Raw genomic sequence first — 14,914 nt, forward strand, 5'->3', positions numbered from 1 at the left:
CGTCAGGAGCACGGGGATGCCCCGACCGCAGCTGGGCACGGCGGCGCACCCCTCAACAGTAGGCCGCAGAACGCTTCCTCGGGCAGCGGTCGTCGACGGTTGCCCGAATGCGCCCTGGCCACCCGTATGCATCTGGTATGCGCCGAACAGGGGGCCTTCAACCACTACTCGCCGGTCGGGAGAGCGACTTCGGCCGCCGCGTCCGGTCCTTGTTCCAGAAGTACCCCGAAACCCTCCTCGTTCAGAACGGGAACCTTCAGCTGCATCGCCTTGTCGTACTTCGAACCGGGGTTGTCCCCCACCACGACGAAAGCGGTCTTCTTCGAGACCGAACCGGTCACCTTCGCGCCCCGGCTCTGCAGGGCCTCCTTGGCACCGTCGCGGGTGAAGTGCTCCAGGGTGCCGGTGACCACGACCGTCAGGCCCTCCAGCGGACGCGGCCCTTCGTCCTCGCCCGAGGACTGGTCCTCCAGCGCGACTCCGGCGGCCTTCCACTTGCGTACGATCTCGCGGTGCCAGTCCTCGGCGAACCACTCCTTGAGGGCGGCGGCGATGATCGGGCCGACCCCGTCGGTGGCGGCCAACTCCGCCTCGGTGGCCTGTTCGATGCGCTCGACGGAGCGGAACTCGCGCGCCAGAGCCTGGGCCGCCACCGGGCCGACATGGCGGATGGAGAGCCCGTTCAGGAACCGGGCCAGCGGACGGTCCTTGGCCGCCTCGATGTTCTGCAGCAGCGCGAGGGTGTTCTTCTTCGGCTCGCCCTTCTGGTTGGCGAAGACCGTGACGACCTTCTCCTCGCCCGTCTTCGGGTCGCGCTTGGGCAGGCCGCTGTCCGGGTCGAGGACGTACGCCTTGATGGGCAGCAGCTTGTCCACGGTCAGGTCGAACAGGTCGCCCTCGTCGGCCAGCGGCGGGTCGGCCGGCTCCAGCGGGCGCGTGAGCGCGGCGGCGGCGACCTCGCCGAAGTGCTCGATGTCCAGGCACTGACGGCCCGCGAGATAGGAGACGCGCTCGCGCAACTGGGCCGGGCAGGTACGGGCGTTGGGGCAGCGGAGGTCGATGTCGCCCTCCTTCATGGCCCGCAGCGGCGTACCGCACTCGGGGCACTCGGCGGGCATCACGAACTCCCGCTCGCTGCCGTCGCGCAGGTCGACGACCGGACCGAGGATCTCCGGGATCACGTCACCGGCCTTGCGCAGCACCACCGTGTCGCCGATGAGGACGCCCTTGGCCTTGACCACCTCCTGGTTGTGCAGGGTGGCGAACTCGACCTCCGAACCGGCCACGGTGACCGGCTCCACCTGTGCGTACGGCGTGACGCGGCCGGTGCGGCCGACGCCCACCTTGATGTCGATCAGCTTGGTGTTGACCTCCTCGGGCGCGTACTTGTACGCGATCGCCCAGCGCGGCGCGCGGGCCGTGGAGCCGAGCCGGCCCTGGAGGCGGATCTCGTCGAGCTTGATGACGGCGCCGTCGATCTCGTGCGCCACGGAGTGCCGGTTCTCGCCGTAGTAGGCGATGAACTCCCGTACGCCCGCGAGGCCGTCGACCACCCGGTTGTGCGGGGAGGTGGGCAGGCCCCAGGTGTGCAGCAGCTCGTAGGCCTGCGAGAGGCGGGTGAGGCCTGCGTACCCCTCGAGGGCGCCGATGCCGTGGACCACCATGTGCAGGGGGCGGGTTGCGGTGACCCGCGGGTCCTTCTGGCGCAGCGAACCGGCCGCCGCGTTGCGCGGGTTGGCGAAGGGCTTGTCCCCGGCCGCGACCAGCCGGGCGTTCAGTTCCTCGAACTTCTCCATCGGGAAGTAGACCTCACCGCGGATCTCCACGAGGTCCGGGACCCGCTCGCCGTGCAGCCGGTCGGGGATCTCCGCGATCGTACGGACGTTGGGGGTGATGTCCTCGCCGGTGCGGCCGTCGCCGCGCGTGGCGGCGCGGGTGAGCCGGCCGCGCTCGTAGGTGAGGTTGACGGCCAGGCCGTCCACCTTCAGCTCGCACAGGAAGTGGTACTCCTGCTCGCCCAGCTCCCTGGCGATGCGGTCGGTCCAGGCGGCGAGGTCGTCGTCGTTGAAGGTGTTGTCGAGGGAGAGCATCCGCTCGCGGTGCTCGACCGCGGTGAACTCCGTGGCGTACGAGCCGGCGACCTTCTGGGTCGGCGAGTCGGGCGTGCGCAGCTCGGGGTGCTTGTCCTCCAGCGCCTGGAGGGAGCGCAGCAGCCGGTCGAAGTCGGCGTCGCTGATGACGGGCGCGTCCTTGACGTAGTACCGGAAGCGGTGCTCCTCGACCTGCTCCGCGAGTCGGGCGTGCTCCTCCCGCGCCTCGGCGGGCACCGCTGTTTCCGCTTGCTGCTTGTCGCCGGCCACCGTGTTGTCCTCCCGTTACTCTGGGTTGTCCGCGAGGGATCTCGCCGCCCGGACGCAGTGGGCGAGCGCCTGGCGTGCGTACGCGGGGGAAGCGCCCGCGAGGCCGCACGCCGGGGTGAGGGTGACCGACCGGGCGAGCAGCCCCGGTCGCAGCCCCAGCCTGCGCCACAGCGTTCTGACACCCATGACGCTACCGGCAGGGTCTGACAATGGGCCGTCCGTGGTCGGGACGACACCGGCGAAGAGGTGCGTGCCGCCTTCCACGGCCTCCCCGATCACCTCGTCGTCACGCTCGGTGAGGAGCGAGAAGTCGAAGGAGACACCGGTCGCGCCCGCCCGGCGCAGCAGCGCGAACGGCACGTCCGGCGCGCAGGAGTGGACGACGACGGGCCCGTCGGAGTGCGCGGCGAACACGTCCCGCAAGGTGGCCTCCACGACCTGCCGGTCGACGGCGCGGTGGGCGCGGTAGCCGCTGGCGGTCCGCACCTGTCCGCGCAGGACGGCGGTCAGCGAGGGTTCGTCGAGCTGGAGGACGAGGCGGGCCCCGGGCACCCGCCGCCGGACCTCCGCGAGGTGCAGCCGCAGCCCCTCGGCGAGCGAGGCGGCGAGGTCCCGGCAGGCGCCGGGGTCCGACAGGGCCGCCTCGCCGTTCCTCAGCTCCAGGGCGGCGGCGAGCGTCCACGGGCCCACCGCCTGCACCTTGAGCGCGCCCTCGTGCCCCTGCGTGAACTCCTCCAGCGCGTCCAGGTCCTCGCCCAGCCAGGACCGCGCCCGTTTCGTGTCCCGCCCCGGCCGGTCGCCGAGGCGCCATCCACTGGGCTCCACGCGCGCGTACATCTCGACGAGCATTCCGGCGGTGCGCCCGATCATGTCGGCGCCCGGGCCCCGCGCGGGCAGTTCGGGCAGGAAGGGGAAGTCCTCGAAGGTCCCGGTGACGGTCTTGACGGCCTCTCGGGCGTCCCCGCCGGGCATCGACCCGAGGCCGGTGGCCGCACCGAAGCCGGACTGGTTGTTTTCGCTCACCGCAGCAGCGTACGGAACGACCGCGGGGCGGTCAGCGCCCCGGTCGTACCGTCAGGTCGTTCACCTCCGCGTCGCGCGGCAGGTCGAGGACCATCAGGATGCTGGTCGCCACGGACTCGGGGTCGATCCACTTCCCGGGCTCGTACTCCTTGCCCTCCTGCTGGTGCACCTTGGCCTGCATGGGGCTCGCGGTGCGGCCGGGGTAGACGGAGGTGACGCGGACGCCGCCGGCGTGCTCCTCCTCGCGCAGGGCGTCCGCCAGCGCCTTGAGGCCGTGCTTGGAGGCGGCGTAGGCCCCCCAGGCGGCGTGCGCGCTCAGGCCCGCGCCCGAGTTGACGAACACCACGTGGCCGCGTGCGGCGCGCAGCTGGGGCAGGAAGTGACGGGTCAGCTCGGCGGGGGCGACCAGGTTGACGTTCAGCTGGTGGTGCCAGGACTTGGGCGTCAGCTCGCCGATCGGCCCGAGGTCGACCACGCCCGCGACGTGCAGCAGGGAGTCCACCCGGTCAGGGAGCGTCTGGTGCGAGAACGCCCAGCTGAGCCGGTCGGGGTCGGCCAGGTCGCCGACCAGGGTGCGGGCGCCGGGGAACTCGGCGGCCAGTTCCTTGGCCCGGCCCGCGTCGCGCGCGTGCAGCACGAGGTCGTCCCCGCGCGCGTGCAGACGGCGGGCGACGGCCGCGCCGATGCCGGAACCGGCCCCGGTGATCACATGTGTAGCCATGCCCGCCATGCTCGCACCCGTGGGTCAGCGGGCGCCCAGCGACTCCTCCAGGTAGGCCAGCGCGCCCGCGGGCTCCTCGGCGAAGAACACCAGCTCGGCCAGCGGCCGGGGCAGGAACCCCTCCTCCTCCATCCGGCGGAACTGCTGGCGCAGGCCGTCGTAGAAGCCCGCCGTGTTGAGGAGCACCACCGGCTTGCCGGTCCGGCCGTGCTTCTTCAGCTCCAGGATCTCGGTGGCCTCGTCGAGGGTGCCGGTGCCGCCCACCATGATCACCACTGCGTCGGCCTTCTCCAGGAGCAGCTTCTTGCGCTCGGCCAGGTCGCCCGCGATCACCATCTCGTCGGCGCCGGGCCGGGCCTTGGCCGACAGGAAGTCGACCGACACGCCGATCAGCCGGCCGCCCGCCTCCTGCACTCCGTCCGCGACCACCTTCATCAGCCCGCTGTCCGAGCCGCCCCACACCAGGCTGTGCCCGCCCTTGCCCAGCAGCCGGGCGAAGTCCCGCGCGGGTCGCGTGTAGCGGTCGTCGAGGTCGGCGGCGGAGAGGAAGACGCAGATGTTCATGCGCCCCACGGTACGCGGCCCCAGGCGGCTTCCCGCGCGCGGGAAGGACGGTGGATCGCGCGGGAAGAACCCCGCGCGCGCGAGCGCTTCCCTTGTATGACCCAAGGACACACGATCACGATCGAGCAGGGCGACGAGCACGTGCGCGTGGTGCACGGCGGGCAGGTCCTGGCGGAGAGCCGCCGTCCCCTGGTGCTGCGCGAGACCGGCTGCCCCCCGCGCTACTACCTGCCGTCCGAGGACGTACGCCTCGACCTGCTGACCCCTTCGGACACCCACACCGAGTGCCCGTTCAAGGGCACTGCGTCGTACTGGTCCGTGCCGGGCGCCGCCGACCTGGTGTGGGCCTACCCGGACCCCAAGCCCGAGGTCGCGGAGATCAAGGACCACCTGTGCTTCTACGGCGCCGAAGTGTTGTAGCCCGGTGAGCCGCCGCCGCCGTGACAGTCTTCATGGCCATGGACAAGAAGACGCTCTCGCGTGACGGCACCCCGATCGCCTACCAGCGCACCGGCACCGGCCCGGTGGTCGTCCTGGTCAGCGGGGCGATGTCGACGGGTGCCACGGTCGCGCCGCTCGCGGTGGCGCTCTCGGAGCGGTTCGGCGCGGTCGTGTACGACCGCCGGGGCCGCGGGGAGAGCGGTGACACGGCGCCGTACGCGGTGGAGCGCGAGGTGGAGGACCTCGCGGCCGTGATCGACGCCGTGGGCGGCGACGCGGCGCTCTACGGCATCTCGTCGGGCGGCGCGCTGGCCCTGCGGGCGGCGGCGGCCGGGCTGCCGGTGCGGCGGGTCGCGGTGTACGAGCCTCCGTTCGATGTCCGGGAGGACCGCGGCCCGGAGCACGCGCGCTACTCGGCCGACCTGGACCGGGCGCTGGCTCAGGGCCGGCGCGGGGACGCGGTGGAGCTGTTCCTGCGCGTCACCGGGCTGGCCGAGCAGATGATCGTGAACGCCCGCCAGTCCCCCATGTGGCGGGGCCTGGAGGCCGTCGCGCCGACCCTCGCGTACGACGACGCGGTCATGGGCGACGGCACGGTCCCCCGTGACCTGCTGGCGTCGATCACGGTCCCGGTCCTGTCCGTCGCGGGCGACGCGGGCCCGGCGTGGGTGCGCGAGGCGGCCCGCCAGGTGGCCCGTGCGGCCCCCCAGGGCACGTACCGCGTCCTGGAGGGCCAGACCCACGCGGTGGAGCCGGAGGTGCTGGCGCCGGTGCTGGCGGAGTTCTACGGGGCGTAGCGGCCGGCGTGGGGGTTACGCGGCGCCCGCGGTCGCCCGCCGGGTCGTCGCGATCGTCGCCGAGCCGACCACCCGCGTGCCGTCGTACAGGACGATCGCCTGGCCGGGGGCGACGCCGCGGACGGGCTCGGTGAAAGTCACCCGCAGTTCGCCCTCGACGAGTTCGGCGCTCACCTCGGTCTCGCCGCCGTGGGCGCGGAGCTGGGCGGTGTAGGTGCCGGGGCCGGTGGGGGCGGTGCCGCACCAGCGGGGCCTGATCGCGGTGAGGGCGTCGACGTCCAGGGCGGCGGCCGGGCCGACCGTGACCGTGTTGGTCACCGGTGAGATGTCCAGGACGTAGCGCGGCTTGCCGTCGGGGGCCGGGGTGCCGATCCTGAGGCCCTTGCGCTGGCCGACGGTGAAGCCGTAGGCGCCCTCGTGGGTGCCGACGACCGCGCCGGTCTCGTCGACGATGTCCCCCTCGGCCTTGCCCAGGCGGCGGGCCAGGAAGCCCTGGGTGTCGCCGTCGGCGATGAAGCAGATGTCGTGCGAGTCGGGCTTCTTGGCGACGGCCAGGCCCCGGCGCTCGGCCTCGGCGCGGATCTCGTCCTTGGTGGTGACGGTGTCGCCGAGCGGGAACAGCGCGTGCGCGAGCTGCTTCTCGTCGAGGACGCCGAGGACGTACGACTGGTCCTTGGCCATGTCGGAGGCGCGGTGCAGCTCGCGGGTGCCGTCCTCGCGGAGGATCACCTTCGCGTAGTGGCCGGTGCACACCGCGTCGAAGCCGAGGGCGAGCGCCTTGTCCAGCAGCGCGGCGAACTTGATCTTCTCGTTGCAGCGCAGGCACGGGTTGGGGGTGCGGCCCGCCTCGTACTCGGCGACGAAGTCCTCGACGACGTCCTCGCGGAAGCGGTCGGCGAGGTCCCACACGTAGAAGGGGATGCCGATGACGTCCGCGGCGCGGCGGGCGTCGCGCGAGTCCTCGATGGTGCAGCAGCCCCGCGCGCCCGTGCGGAAGGACTGCGGGTTGGCGGAGAGCGCGAGGTGGACGCCGGTGACGTCGTGTCCGGCTTCCGCGGCGCGGGCCGCGGCGACGGCGGAGTCCACGCCGCCGGACATGGCGGCGAGGACGCGGAGGGGGCGGGAACGCGGCGGGGTGTCAGTCATAGCTCCTCCAGGGTACGGGGGGTGCGGGAACCCGGGCTGCCGGATATCCGTTGGAGGTCGCATGGGGGCGAAGAAGGCCGGGCAGTCCGGCGGGGACGGCGGCGCGGGACGGTGGCCGGCGCGCCGCGCGGTGCTCGTGGGCGGGGCGGTGGCCGTCGCGGGCGGTGCGGTGCTGTGGCACGACGAACTGGCCCGGCTCTGGGCGGCCCTGCCGGGCGAGGGCCGACCGCGGGTGGCCGGTGCGGTGGACTTCGCCGGAGCCCGGTGGGTGGCGGCCTCACCGGCGAACTACCGGCGCGCGGACCGGCCCGAGGACTACGCGGTCGACCGGGTGGTCATCCATGTCACGCAGGGCAGCTACGCGAGCGCGGTGAAGGTGTTCCAGGACCCCGGGCACCAGGCCGCGGCGCACTACATCGTGCGCGCGGACGGGCACGTGACGCAGATGATCCGCGAGCTGGACGTGGCCTTCCACGCGGGCAACCGGGAGTACAACGAGCGGAGCGTCGGCATAGAGCACGAGGGCTTCGTGGAGAAGGCCTCGTCCTTCACCGACGCGATGTACGCGGGCTCGGCGCGGCTGACGGCGGGAATCTGCGGGCGGTACGGCATACCCGTCGACCGCGAGCACATCATCGGGCACGTGGAGGTGCCGGGAACCGACCACACGGACCCGGGGCCGTACTGGGACTGGGACCGTTACCTGCGGCTGGTGCGCCGCGCGCGCACCGCTCCCACCCCGCGTGCCTCACCCACCGCGCACCCCTCGTCGGCCGAGCGCACCACGCACGCCTCGGGCACCGGCCGCGCCGAGCACACCGGGCGCACCTGAGTCTGCCGCCCGGCGTCAGCTGAGACCGGCCGCCCGCGCCCGTTCCACCGCCGGGCCGATGGCCTCGGCGACCGCGTCGACGTCGGCCTGCGTGGAGGTGTGGCCGAAGGTGAAGCGGAGGGTGCCGCGGGCCAGGTCGGGGTCGGTGCCGGTGGCGAGGAGGACGTGGCTGGGCTGGGCGACGCCCGCGGTGCAGGCGGAGCCGGTGGAGCACTCGATGCCCTGGGCGTCCAGCAGGAGCAGCAGCGAGTCGCCCTCGCAGCCGGGGAAGGTGAAGTGGGCGTTGGCCGGAAGCCGCCCCCCGGGTGCCGGGTCGCCGCCGAGGATCGCGTCGGGGACCGCCGTGCGGACGGCGGTGATCAGCGCGTCGCGCAGGGCGCCGATCTCGCGGGCGAACCGTTCGCGCCGCTCGGCGGCGAGCCGGCCGGCCACGGCGAAGGAGGCGATGGCGGGTGCGTCGAGGGTGCCGGAGCGGACGTGGCGTTCCTGGCCGCCGCCGTGCAGCACCGGGACGGGGGTGTACTCGCGGCCGAGCAGCAGTGCGCCGATGCCGTACGGTCCGCCGATCTTGTGTCCGGAGACGGTCATCGCGGCGAGTCCTGAGGCGGCGAAGTCGACGGGGACCTGGCCGAAGGCCTGGACGGCGTCGGCGTGCAGCGGGATGCCGAACTCGGCGGCCACGTCCGCCAGTTCACGCACCGGCAGCACCGTGCCGATCTCGTTGTTCGCCCACATCACGGTGGCCAGGGCCACGTCGTCCGGGTCGCGGGCGACGGCCTCGCGCAGGGCCTCGGGGTGGACGCGTCCGAAGGAGTCGACCGGCAGGTACTCGACGGTGGCGCCCTCGTGCTCGCCGAGCCAGTGGACGGCGTCGAGGACGGCGTGGTGCTCGACGGGGCTGGCCAGGACGCGGGTGCGTGCGGGGTCGGCGTTCCGGCGGGACCAGTACAGGCCCTTGACGGCGAGATTGTCGGCCTCGGTGCCGCCGGAGGTGTAGACGACCTCGCTGGGGCGGGCGCCGAGTGCTTCGGCGAGGCTTTCGCGGGACTCCTCGACGGTGCGGCGGGCCCGGCGGCCGGACGCGTGGAGGGAGGAGGCGTTGCCGGTGACACCCAGCGCGGCGGTCAGCGCCTCTGCCGCCTCCGGGAGCATGGGGGTGGTCGCGGCGTGGTCGAGGTAAGCCATGGTGAGGCTGATTCTACGGGGCGCCCGGCGGGGGCCACGGGGCAAGGTCGCGCCGGATCGCCGCCCGGGCGGCCAGGGCCCGGCAAGGCCTCCGGAGAACTAGAAGCTCCAGGACACCGTGTGGTCCACCTGCATCAGGGACACGAGGACGACGAGGTCGGCGATGCCCAGGGTGAGGCCGAGCAGGGCGCGCCCGCGGCGTTCGGTGCCGCGCCACAGGGCCACCGACGCCAGGACGACGGAGATGGGGCCGAGGACGAGGTTGAGGACGAGCAGGCCGATCAGGCCGAGGATGAAGGACGCGACGGCCATGCCGTCGGCGTCGCGCGTGACGGTGCGGCGCGTGACCGGTGCGGTGAGCTGCATGGCGGGTGGCTCCTTGGGTCGTACGGGCGGTCGGAGGGGCCGGCGGGACGGTCCGAGGGGCGTCGGGCCTGTCGGGCGGGCCGGCCGGGCGGTGTCAGTGGGAGGTGCCGCGGCGGCGGGCGTGGCGCTCGCGCAGCGCGAAGACGGCGAGCCAGACGGCGATCACGACGGCCGCGACGAGGGTGAAGCCGAGCGGCGCGTGGGCGACGGTGCCCAGGGTGACACCGAGCAGCAGCAGTGCGGCGACGAGGAACAGCATGGGATCCGATCCCCCTTCGGCGCCGGCCGGGGATGCTCCCGGCGGACGCTTGCGTTAACAGTTGTTCACTGACTACCCAGTCTAGCGCCGCCCACCGCTTGGAAATTCCAGAGAACAGTTGTTAACTGTATGGCATGAGTCACACCCCCGGCGTCCGGCAGGCCCAGAAGCAGAAGACCCGCCAGGCCCTGCTGGACGCGGCGCTGACGCTGCTGGAGGACCAGAGCCTGAGCAGCCTGGGCCTGCGCGAGGTCACACGGGCCGTCGGGGTGGCCCCGACGGCCTTCTACCGGCACTTCCGCTCCACCGCGGACCTCGGCGTGGCCCTGGTCGAGGAGGTGCTGGGCAGCCTGCATCCACTGATCAGGACCACGGTGTCCACCGCGGACGACAGCGAGGAACGCATAGCGCGCGCCGTCGACCTGATCGCCCGTCACGTGGCCGAGTACCCGGCCCACGTCCGTTTCATCGCCCGGGAGCGGCACGGCGGGGTCCAGCCGGTGCGCGCGGAGATCCGCGCGCAGCTGTCCCGCTTCGCTCGCGAGGTCAAGGCGGAACTCGCCGAGGACGCCCTGGCCGAAGGGTGGAGCGACGACGACCTGCTGATGCTCGCGCATCTGTACGTCGATCAGATGCTGATCACCGCCTCGCTCTTCCTGGAGGCGCTGGAGGCCCCGGAGGCGGAGCGCGAGCGCGTCACCCGGCTCGCGACCCGGCAGTTGCGGCTGATCAGCATCGGCCGCCGGCACTGGCGGGAGTGAGGGTCACCCCGCACTGCGCACGGCGGGCACGGAGCAGGCCGCCCCCGCCCGGGAGGCCCGGCACGCGAGGGCGGCCGGCGATCCGGCCGGGACGGCGTCCGCTCAGCCGAGCCTGACCCGCGCGAGCTGCCGGGACTGCGCCACCAGCCGGTCGGCGCCGTCCCACACCTCGGCGTCCTCCTCCAGGAAGCCGCCGGCCAGGTTGCGGGTGGTGATCGAGACCCGCAGCGGGCCGGGGGCCGGGCGGCAGCGGACGTGCACGGTCAGCTCGACGGTCGGGACCCACCCCCTGAGGCCGAGTTCGAACGCGGTCGGCGGCAGCGCGTCCACCGCGAGCAGCAGCGAGAGGGGGTCGGCGTCGCGGCCGTCGGCCAGTCCGAACCAGGCGCGCATCTCGCCCCTGCCGGACGGCGAGCCGAGCGCCCAGCCGAGGGTGGCCGGGTCGAGCTTGAGCATCAGGCGGTCGGCGATGGCGGAGCCGCCCTCGACCGGGGCGGGTCCGTCATCGGCGCCGAAGCACTGCTCCAGGGGCGGGATCGCGGGCGGCTCGGCCGTGGTGCGGACGTCGTCGGGGAGCGCGTCCAGGTCGCCGTAGGAGGCGAGGACCCGGATGCGTTCCACCTCGGTGCCGTCCTCCTCAAGCTGGAAGAGCGAGGCCTGGCCGGTGGAGAGGGTACGGCCGGTGCGGACCACCTCGGTGCGCACGACGGCCGGGCCGGGCTGCGAGGCGGTCAGGTAGTGCGCGGAGATCGTGAACGGATCCGGGTGCGGCAGGGCGTCCGCGAGCGCGCGGCCGAGGACGGCCAGCAGATAGCCGCCGTTGACGGCGTTGATGATGGTCCAGCCGGCGGAGAGGTCGGTGTCGTAGACGCCCGGGGCGCGGCGGGTGACCGCGGTGTCCCGGTCGAACTCACTGTCGCCGATCGAGGCCCGCACGGCCGGGGCGGAGGCTGCATCTGGCATACGGGAACGGTACAACAGGCAACTACTAAGCGGTAGCTTTTGTTATGACGGCTGCGTGACGGGCGCCTTCCACTGCGTGAACGCCAGGCAATTTCTCGGTAAGTGTCCGCACTCGTCCGTAAACCCGAGGCCCCTGTTTTCCCTCTACGGGGACATGAGCCTCACCGGGACTCCGTTCCTGTACACCACCATCGCGCTGGCCGTGGTGGCCCTGGTCCTGCCGTTCGCCCTGTGGACGCGGACCAAGGGCCCCAAGGCGCTGCGCGCCGCCCTGCGGGCACTGATGCTGCTGTTCGCCCAGGCCACCGCCATCACCCTGGTCTTCGTCCTGGTGAACAACTCCAACAACCTGTACGACAACTGGTCCGACCTGCTCGGCACCGGCAACCACGTGCAGCAGGCCGCCGACCTCGGCGCCGACGGCACCGGCGGCATCGCCTACCGCAAGCTGCCCAAGGTCGAGCAGAAGTTCTCGCAGGCCGACGGGCCCCGTATGCACGCGGCGGGCGGGGTCAGGGTCACCCAGCTGAAGGGCCGGGTCTCCGGGGTCAGCGCCGAGGTCTACGTCTGGCTGCCGCCGCAGTACGACGAGCCGGCCTACCGCGGCAAGAAGTTCCCCGTCGTCGAGCTGCTGTCCGGCTACCCCGGCTCGGCCAAGGCGTGGTTCGGCTCGCTGAAGGTGCACGAGCAGCTCGAACCGCTGATGCGCAGCGGGCAGGTCGCCCCGTTCATCCTGGTCTCGCCGCGCACCAACGTGATCGCGAAGGCCGACACGGGCTGCGCCAACATCCCGGGCACGGTCAACGCGGACACCTGGCTGAGCATCGACGTACCGAAGATGATCACCGACAACTTCCGCGCCCGGTCCGCGCCCGACGGCTGGGCCGCGGCGGGCTACTCGGCCGGCGCCCACTGCGCGGCCAAGCTCGTCGTCGCCCACCCCGACCGCTACCGGGCCGCGGTGAGCCTGTCCGGCTACAACGACCCGATAGGCGAGAGCGCCTCGCTGGCCGCGCAGAGCCCCGCCCTGCGCCGGGCGAACAACCCCTACGTACTGCTGAAGAAGTACCGCAAGCCGCCGCACATCGCGCTCTACCTCTCCGGTGAGGCCGGCGACGGCTACCAGGCCGGAGTGGCGCTGGAGCAGATCGCGAAGCCGCCGACGACCGTGCACGTGGTCTTCCTGCCGCGCAGCGCGGGCGGGCACAGCATGGCGCTGTGGCGGCCCCAGGTGCCGACGGCGTTCCGCTGGCTGACCGTGGAGATGAGCCGCAGGGCCGGCCACGGCGGGCACACCACGACCCCGCCTACTCCTCACGGACGGTCGAACGCCGGTTCCACGCCCGCGGAGCTCGCCAGTGGTACCGCATCGCGAGCAGGCGGAGCGCGAAAGCCGTGACCGCCGCGAACGCGCTGGTGACCGGCGTCAGCACGGCGTAGTGGATGCACAGCACCACCATGGTGGAGCCGACGATCGCCGGGACCGCGTACAGGTCGCGGTCCCAGCGCAGCAGTGAGGGCACCTCGTTGGCGAGCACGTCGCGCAGCACACCGCCGCCCACGGCGGTGGCCAGTCCCAGGGTCGCCGACGAGGTGAGGCCGAGCCCGTAGTCGTACGCCTTGGTCGTGCCGGAGACGCAGAACAGGCCGAGGCCCGCCGCGTCGAAGACGTAGACCGCCCGCTGGATGCGCTCCACGTGCGGGTGCAGGAAGAAGACCACCAGCGTGGCGATCAGCGGGGTGAGGAAGTACCCCAGGTCGGTGAAGGCGGCCGGCGGCACGGCCCCGATGACGATGTCCCGGAACAGCCCCCCGCCCAGCGCGGTGACCTCGGCGAGCACGGCGATGCCGAAGACGTCGAAGTTCTTGCGGACGGCCAGCAGCGCGCCGGAGATGGCGAACACGAAGATGCCGATGACGTCGACCGTGTGCTGGACGGAGGGGCTGAACAGTTGCTGAAGCACCCCACATTCTTACTCAGGGCGCGGTGCGGGCCCCGCCGCGCGAGTCCCCTGTCCCCTGCAGCGCGGGCCTGCCCTGGGTGTACAGCCAGGTGTGGAAGAAGTCGCCGAGCCGCTGCCCGGAGACCTTCTCCGCGAGACGGACGAAGTCGGCGGTCTGCGCGTTGCCGTAGCGGTGCAGTGTCGTCCAGGCGGGCAGCAGCCGGAAGAACGCCTTGTCGCCGATGCGTTCGCGCAGCGCCTGGAGGGTCATGGCGCCCCGGTCGTAGACCGCGTCGGCGAACATGGTGTCGCGCTGCGGGTCGGCGGGCCTGATCTGCCAGAAGGAGTCGTCGGCCGCGATGGAGTCGTACGCGGCGCGGAAGGAGTCGTGCGCCGAGCGGGTGCCCTTGTGCTCGGCCCACAGCCACTGGGCGTAGGTGGCGAAGCCCTCGTTGAGCCAGATGTCCTTCCAGTGCTTCACCGACACCGAGTCGCCGAACCACTGGTGGGCCAGTTCGTGCACGATGGTCGACTCGCTGCGCACGGCCGAGTAGGCGGGCTTGCTCTGGACCTCCAGCGAGAACCCGGCCTGCGGCATGTCGTCGACGATCGCGCCGGTCTCCTCGAACGGGTACGGCCCGAAGACCTGCGACCAGTAGTCGGTGGCGGCGGCGGTCACCGCGTACACGTCGACCTTGTTGCTGTTCTTCAGCTTCGGGTCGATGGCCACGTACATCGGGGTGCCGCCCGGGGTCCGGCCGGTGCGCACGTCGAACCTGCCGATCGTGGCGGTCGCCAGGTAGCTCGCCATCGGCCGGCTCTCGCGCCAGTGCGTGTACGTCGAGCCGCCCTTGTCGTACGTCGAGACGAGCCGGCCGTTGGAGACGCCGGTCAGGCCCTTGGGCGCCTTGATCCGGATGTCGTAGGTGGCCTTGTCGGAGGGGTGGTCGCTGGAGGGGAACCAGGTGGAGGCGGCGTTGGGTTCGCACGCGACGAAGACGCCGTCCTCGGTCTTCATCCAGCCGTACTGGGAACCGAAGACGATGGGGCCGCTGAGCGGCTCGGGTATGCCGCCGTAGGTGACGGCGACCGTGAAGGTGCGGTTCTTGCGCAGGACCCCGCGCGGGGTGATGCGCAGTTCGTCGCCGTCACGCGTGAAGTGGGCGGCTCTGCCGTTCACCTCGACCCGGGTGACCTCCAGATTCTGCAGGTCCAGGTCGAAGGAGGACAGGTTCTCGGTGGCGCGGGCGGTGAGGGTGGTGCGCCCGTCGAGGCGGTCGGTGTCCGGGTTGTAGGCGATGTCGAGGGCGTAGTGGCGGGCGTCGAAGCCGCCGTTGCCCAGCTGGGGGAAGTAGGAGTCGCCGATGCCCGGGGCACCGTGGGTGGGGGCCGAGGAGGCGGCGATCGCGAGGAAGGAGGCCGCCGCGGTCGCGACGGCCCCCAGACGTGCCGAACGGGAGAGTGCCATGAGTCGTCCCTTCGCGCGTGGATCAGTGGATCACACGGACAGGGACGACTCTGCGCTCTCCCGTTCGATCATGTGCATGACTTTG

Annotated in this window: 16 protein-coding genes; 5 read left to right on the plus strand and 11 right to left on the minus strand. The window is 72.4% G+C overall.

Features of this window, described 5'->3' with window-relative positions; translation table 11 throughout:
• Positions 1-164: 164 nt before the first annotated feature.
• Genes ligA through AB0G56_RS29055 form a run of 4 tightly spaced genes read right to left on the minus strand, consistent with a single transcriptional unit; the run spans position 165 to position 4,668 of the window.
• A complete protein-coding gene (gene ligA / locus AB0G56_RS29040; protein ID WP_360974680.1) occupies positions 165-2,360 on the minus strand; it encodes an NAD-dependent DNA ligase LigA in 2,196 nt (731 codons plus the stop codon).
• Positions 2,361-2,375: 15 nt separating this feature from the next.
• On the minus strand, positions 2,376-3,383 hold the full coding sequence (locus AB0G56_RS29045) for a methionine synthase (RefSeq protein WP_360974683.1): 1,008 nt from the start codon (positions 3,381-3,383) through the stop codon (positions 2,376-2,378).
• 31 nt (positions 3,384-3,414) lie between these two features.
• Positions 3,415-4,113 (minus strand): SDR family oxidoreductase, encoded by a 699-nt coding sequence (locus AB0G56_RS29050; protein WP_360974686.1) that lies wholly within the window; start codon positions 4,111-4,113, stop codon positions 3,415-3,417.
• A gap of 15 nt (positions 4,114-4,128) precedes the next feature.
• A complete protein-coding gene (locus AB0G56_RS29055) occupies positions 4,129-4,668 on the minus strand; it encodes a TIGR00730 family Rossman fold protein (RefSeq protein WP_360974689.1) in 540 nt (179 codons plus the stop codon).
• 96 nt (positions 4,669-4,764) lie between these two features.
• Here AB0G56_RS29055 and AB0G56_RS29060 point away from each other — a divergent pair, with 96 nt between their 5' ends.
• On the plus strand, positions 4,765-5,088 hold the full coding sequence (locus AB0G56_RS29060) for a DUF427 domain-containing protein (RefSeq protein ID WP_360974692.1): 324 nt from the start codon (positions 4,765-4,767) through the stop codon (positions 5,086-5,088).
• A gap of 38 nt (positions 5,089-5,126) precedes the next feature.
• Entirely contained in the window at positions 5,127-5,906 is a 780-nt protein-coding gene (locus tag AB0G56_RS29065; RefSeq protein ID WP_360974856.1) for an alpha/beta fold hydrolase, read from the plus strand.
• Positions 5,907-5,921: 15 nt separating this feature from the next.
• Here the strand turns inward: AB0G56_RS29065 and mnmA are convergent, their stop codons facing one another.
• Positions 5,922-7,052 (minus strand): tRNA 2-thiouridine(34) synthase MnmA, encoded by a 1,131-nt coding sequence (gene mnmA, locus AB0G56_RS29070; protein WP_360974695.1) that lies wholly within the window; start codon positions 7,050-7,052, stop codon positions 5,922-5,924.
• A 61-nt stretch (positions 7,053-7,113) separates the two neighbouring features.
• Here mnmA and AB0G56_RS29075 point away from each other — a divergent pair, with 61 nt between their 5' ends.
• The gene (locus AB0G56_RS29075; RefSeq protein WP_360974698.1) at positions 7,114-7,884 is read left to right on the plus strand and encodes an N-acetylmuramoyl-L-alanine amidase; all 771 of its coding nucleotides are present in this window, start codon (positions 7,114-7,116) and stop codon (positions 7,882-7,884) included.
• 15 nt (positions 7,885-7,899) lie between these two features.
• Here the strand turns inward: AB0G56_RS29075 and AB0G56_RS29080 are convergent, their stop codons facing one another.
• From AB0G56_RS29080 to AB0G56_RS29090, 3 genes are all read right to left on the minus strand, one after another.
• Positions 7,900-9,069 (minus strand): cysteine desulfurase family protein, encoded by a 1,170-nt coding sequence (locus AB0G56_RS29080; protein ID WP_360974701.1) that lies wholly within the window; start codon positions 9,067-9,069, stop codon positions 7,900-7,902.
• Positions 9,070-9,168: 99 nt separating this feature from the next.
• Entirely contained in the window at positions 9,169-9,435 is a 267-nt protein-coding gene (locus AB0G56_RS29085; RefSeq protein WP_360974704.1) for a DUF4190 domain-containing protein, read from the minus strand.
• Positions 9,436-9,529: 94 nt separating this feature from the next.
• Entirely contained in the window at positions 9,530-9,694 is a 165-nt protein-coding gene (locus tag AB0G56_RS29090) for a hypothetical protein (protein WP_360974707.1), read from the minus strand.
• 134 nt (positions 9,695-9,828) lie between these two features.
• On the opposite strand from AB0G56_RS29090, the gene AB0G56_RS29095 reads away from it, so the two are divergent.
• Positions 9,829-10,455: a TetR family transcriptional regulator gene (locus tag AB0G56_RS29095; protein ID WP_360974710.1), complete on the plus strand. Its 627-nt coding sequence runs from the start codon at positions 9,829-9,831 to the stop codon at positions 10,453-10,455.
• A 102-nt stretch (positions 10,456-10,557) separates the two neighbouring features.
• Here the strand turns inward: AB0G56_RS29095 and AB0G56_RS29100 are convergent, their stop codons facing one another.
• Positions 10,558-11,418: a thioesterase family protein gene (locus AB0G56_RS29100; RefSeq protein ID WP_360974713.1), complete on the minus strand. Its 861-nt coding sequence runs from the start codon at positions 11,416-11,418 to the stop codon at positions 10,558-10,560.
• Between the two features lie 154 nt (positions 11,419-11,572).
• Between AB0G56_RS29100 and AB0G56_RS29105 the strand changes: the two genes are divergently transcribed.
• Positions 11,573-12,817 (plus strand): alpha/beta hydrolase-fold protein, encoded by a 1,245-nt coding sequence (locus AB0G56_RS29105; protein ID WP_360974716.1) that lies wholly within the window; start codon positions 11,573-11,575, stop codon positions 12,815-12,817.
• Here AB0G56_RS29105 and AB0G56_RS29110 read toward each other — a convergent pair.
• Positions 12,726-13,382: a trimeric intracellular cation channel family protein gene (locus AB0G56_RS29110; protein ID WP_360974719.1), complete on the minus strand. Its 657-nt coding sequence runs from the start codon at positions 13,380-13,382 to the stop codon at positions 12,726-12,728. The two genes, AB0G56_RS29105 and AB0G56_RS29110, sit on opposite strands and share 92 nt — an antisense overlap.
• A 13-nt stretch (positions 13,383-13,395) precedes the next feature.
• The gene (locus tag AB0G56_RS29115) at positions 13,396-14,829 is read right to left on the minus strand and encodes a M1 family metallopeptidase (RefSeq protein WP_360974722.1); all 1,434 of its coding nucleotides are present in this window, start codon (positions 14,827-14,829) and stop codon (positions 13,396-13,398) included.
• Between the last annotated feature and the right edge of the window lie 85 nt (positions 14,830-14,914).

Source organism: Streptomyces sp. NPDC021356, assembly GCF_040641015.1.
Lineage (GTDB): Bacteria > Actinomycetota > Actinomycetes > Streptomycetales > Streptomycetaceae > Streptomyces.

Coding starts and splice junctions, on each gene's coding strand:
- AB0G56_RS29105 (WP_360974716.1), top strand. CDS start 11,573: ATGAGCCTCACCGGGACTCCGTTCCTGTACACCACCATCGCGCTGGCC.
- AB0G56_RS29085 (WP_360974704.1), bottom strand. CDS start 9,435: ATGCAGCTCACCGCACCGGTCACGCGCCGCACCGTCACGCGCGACGCC.
- AB0G56_RS29080 (WP_360974701.1), bottom strand. CDS start 9,069: ATGGCTTACCTCGACCACGCCGCGACCACCCCCATGCTCCCGGAGGCG.
- AB0G56_RS29050 (WP_360974686.1), bottom strand. CDS start 4,113: ATGGCGGGCATGGCTACACATGTGATCACCGGGGCCGGTTCCGGCATC.
- AB0G56_RS29065 (WP_360974856.1), top strand. CDS start 5,127: ATGGACAAGAAGACGCTCTCGCGTGACGGCACCCCGATCGCCTACCAG.
- AB0G56_RS29100 (WP_360974713.1), bottom strand. CDS start 11,418: ATGCCAGATGCAGCCTCCGCCCCGGCCGTGCGGGCCTCGATCGGCGAC.
- AB0G56_RS29090 (WP_360974707.1), bottom strand. CDS start 9,694: ATGCTGTTCCTCGTCGCCGCACTGCTGCTGCTCGGTGTCACCCTGGGC.
- mnmA (WP_360974695.1), bottom strand. CDS start 7,052: ATGACTGACACCCCGCCGCGTTCCCGCCCCCTCCGCGTCCTCGCCGCC.
- AB0G56_RS29060 (WP_360974692.1), top strand. CDS start 4,765: ATGACCCAAGGACACACGATCACGATCGAGCAGGGCGACGAGCACGTG.
- AB0G56_RS29115 (WP_360974722.1), bottom strand. CDS start 14,829: ATGGCACTCTCCCGTTCGGCACGTCTGGGGGCCGTCGCGACCGCGGCG.
- AB0G56_RS29075 (WP_360974698.1), top strand. CDS start 7,114: ATGGGGGCGAAGAAGGCCGGGCAGTCCGGCGGGGACGGCGGCGCGGGA.
- AB0G56_RS29095 (WP_360974710.1), top strand. CDS start 9,829: ATGAGTCACACCCCCGGCGTCCGGCAGGCCCAGAAGCAGAAGACCCGC.
- AB0G56_RS29055 (WP_360974689.1), bottom strand. CDS start 4,668: ATGAACATCTGCGTCTTCCTCTCCGCCGCCGACCTCGACGACCGCTAC.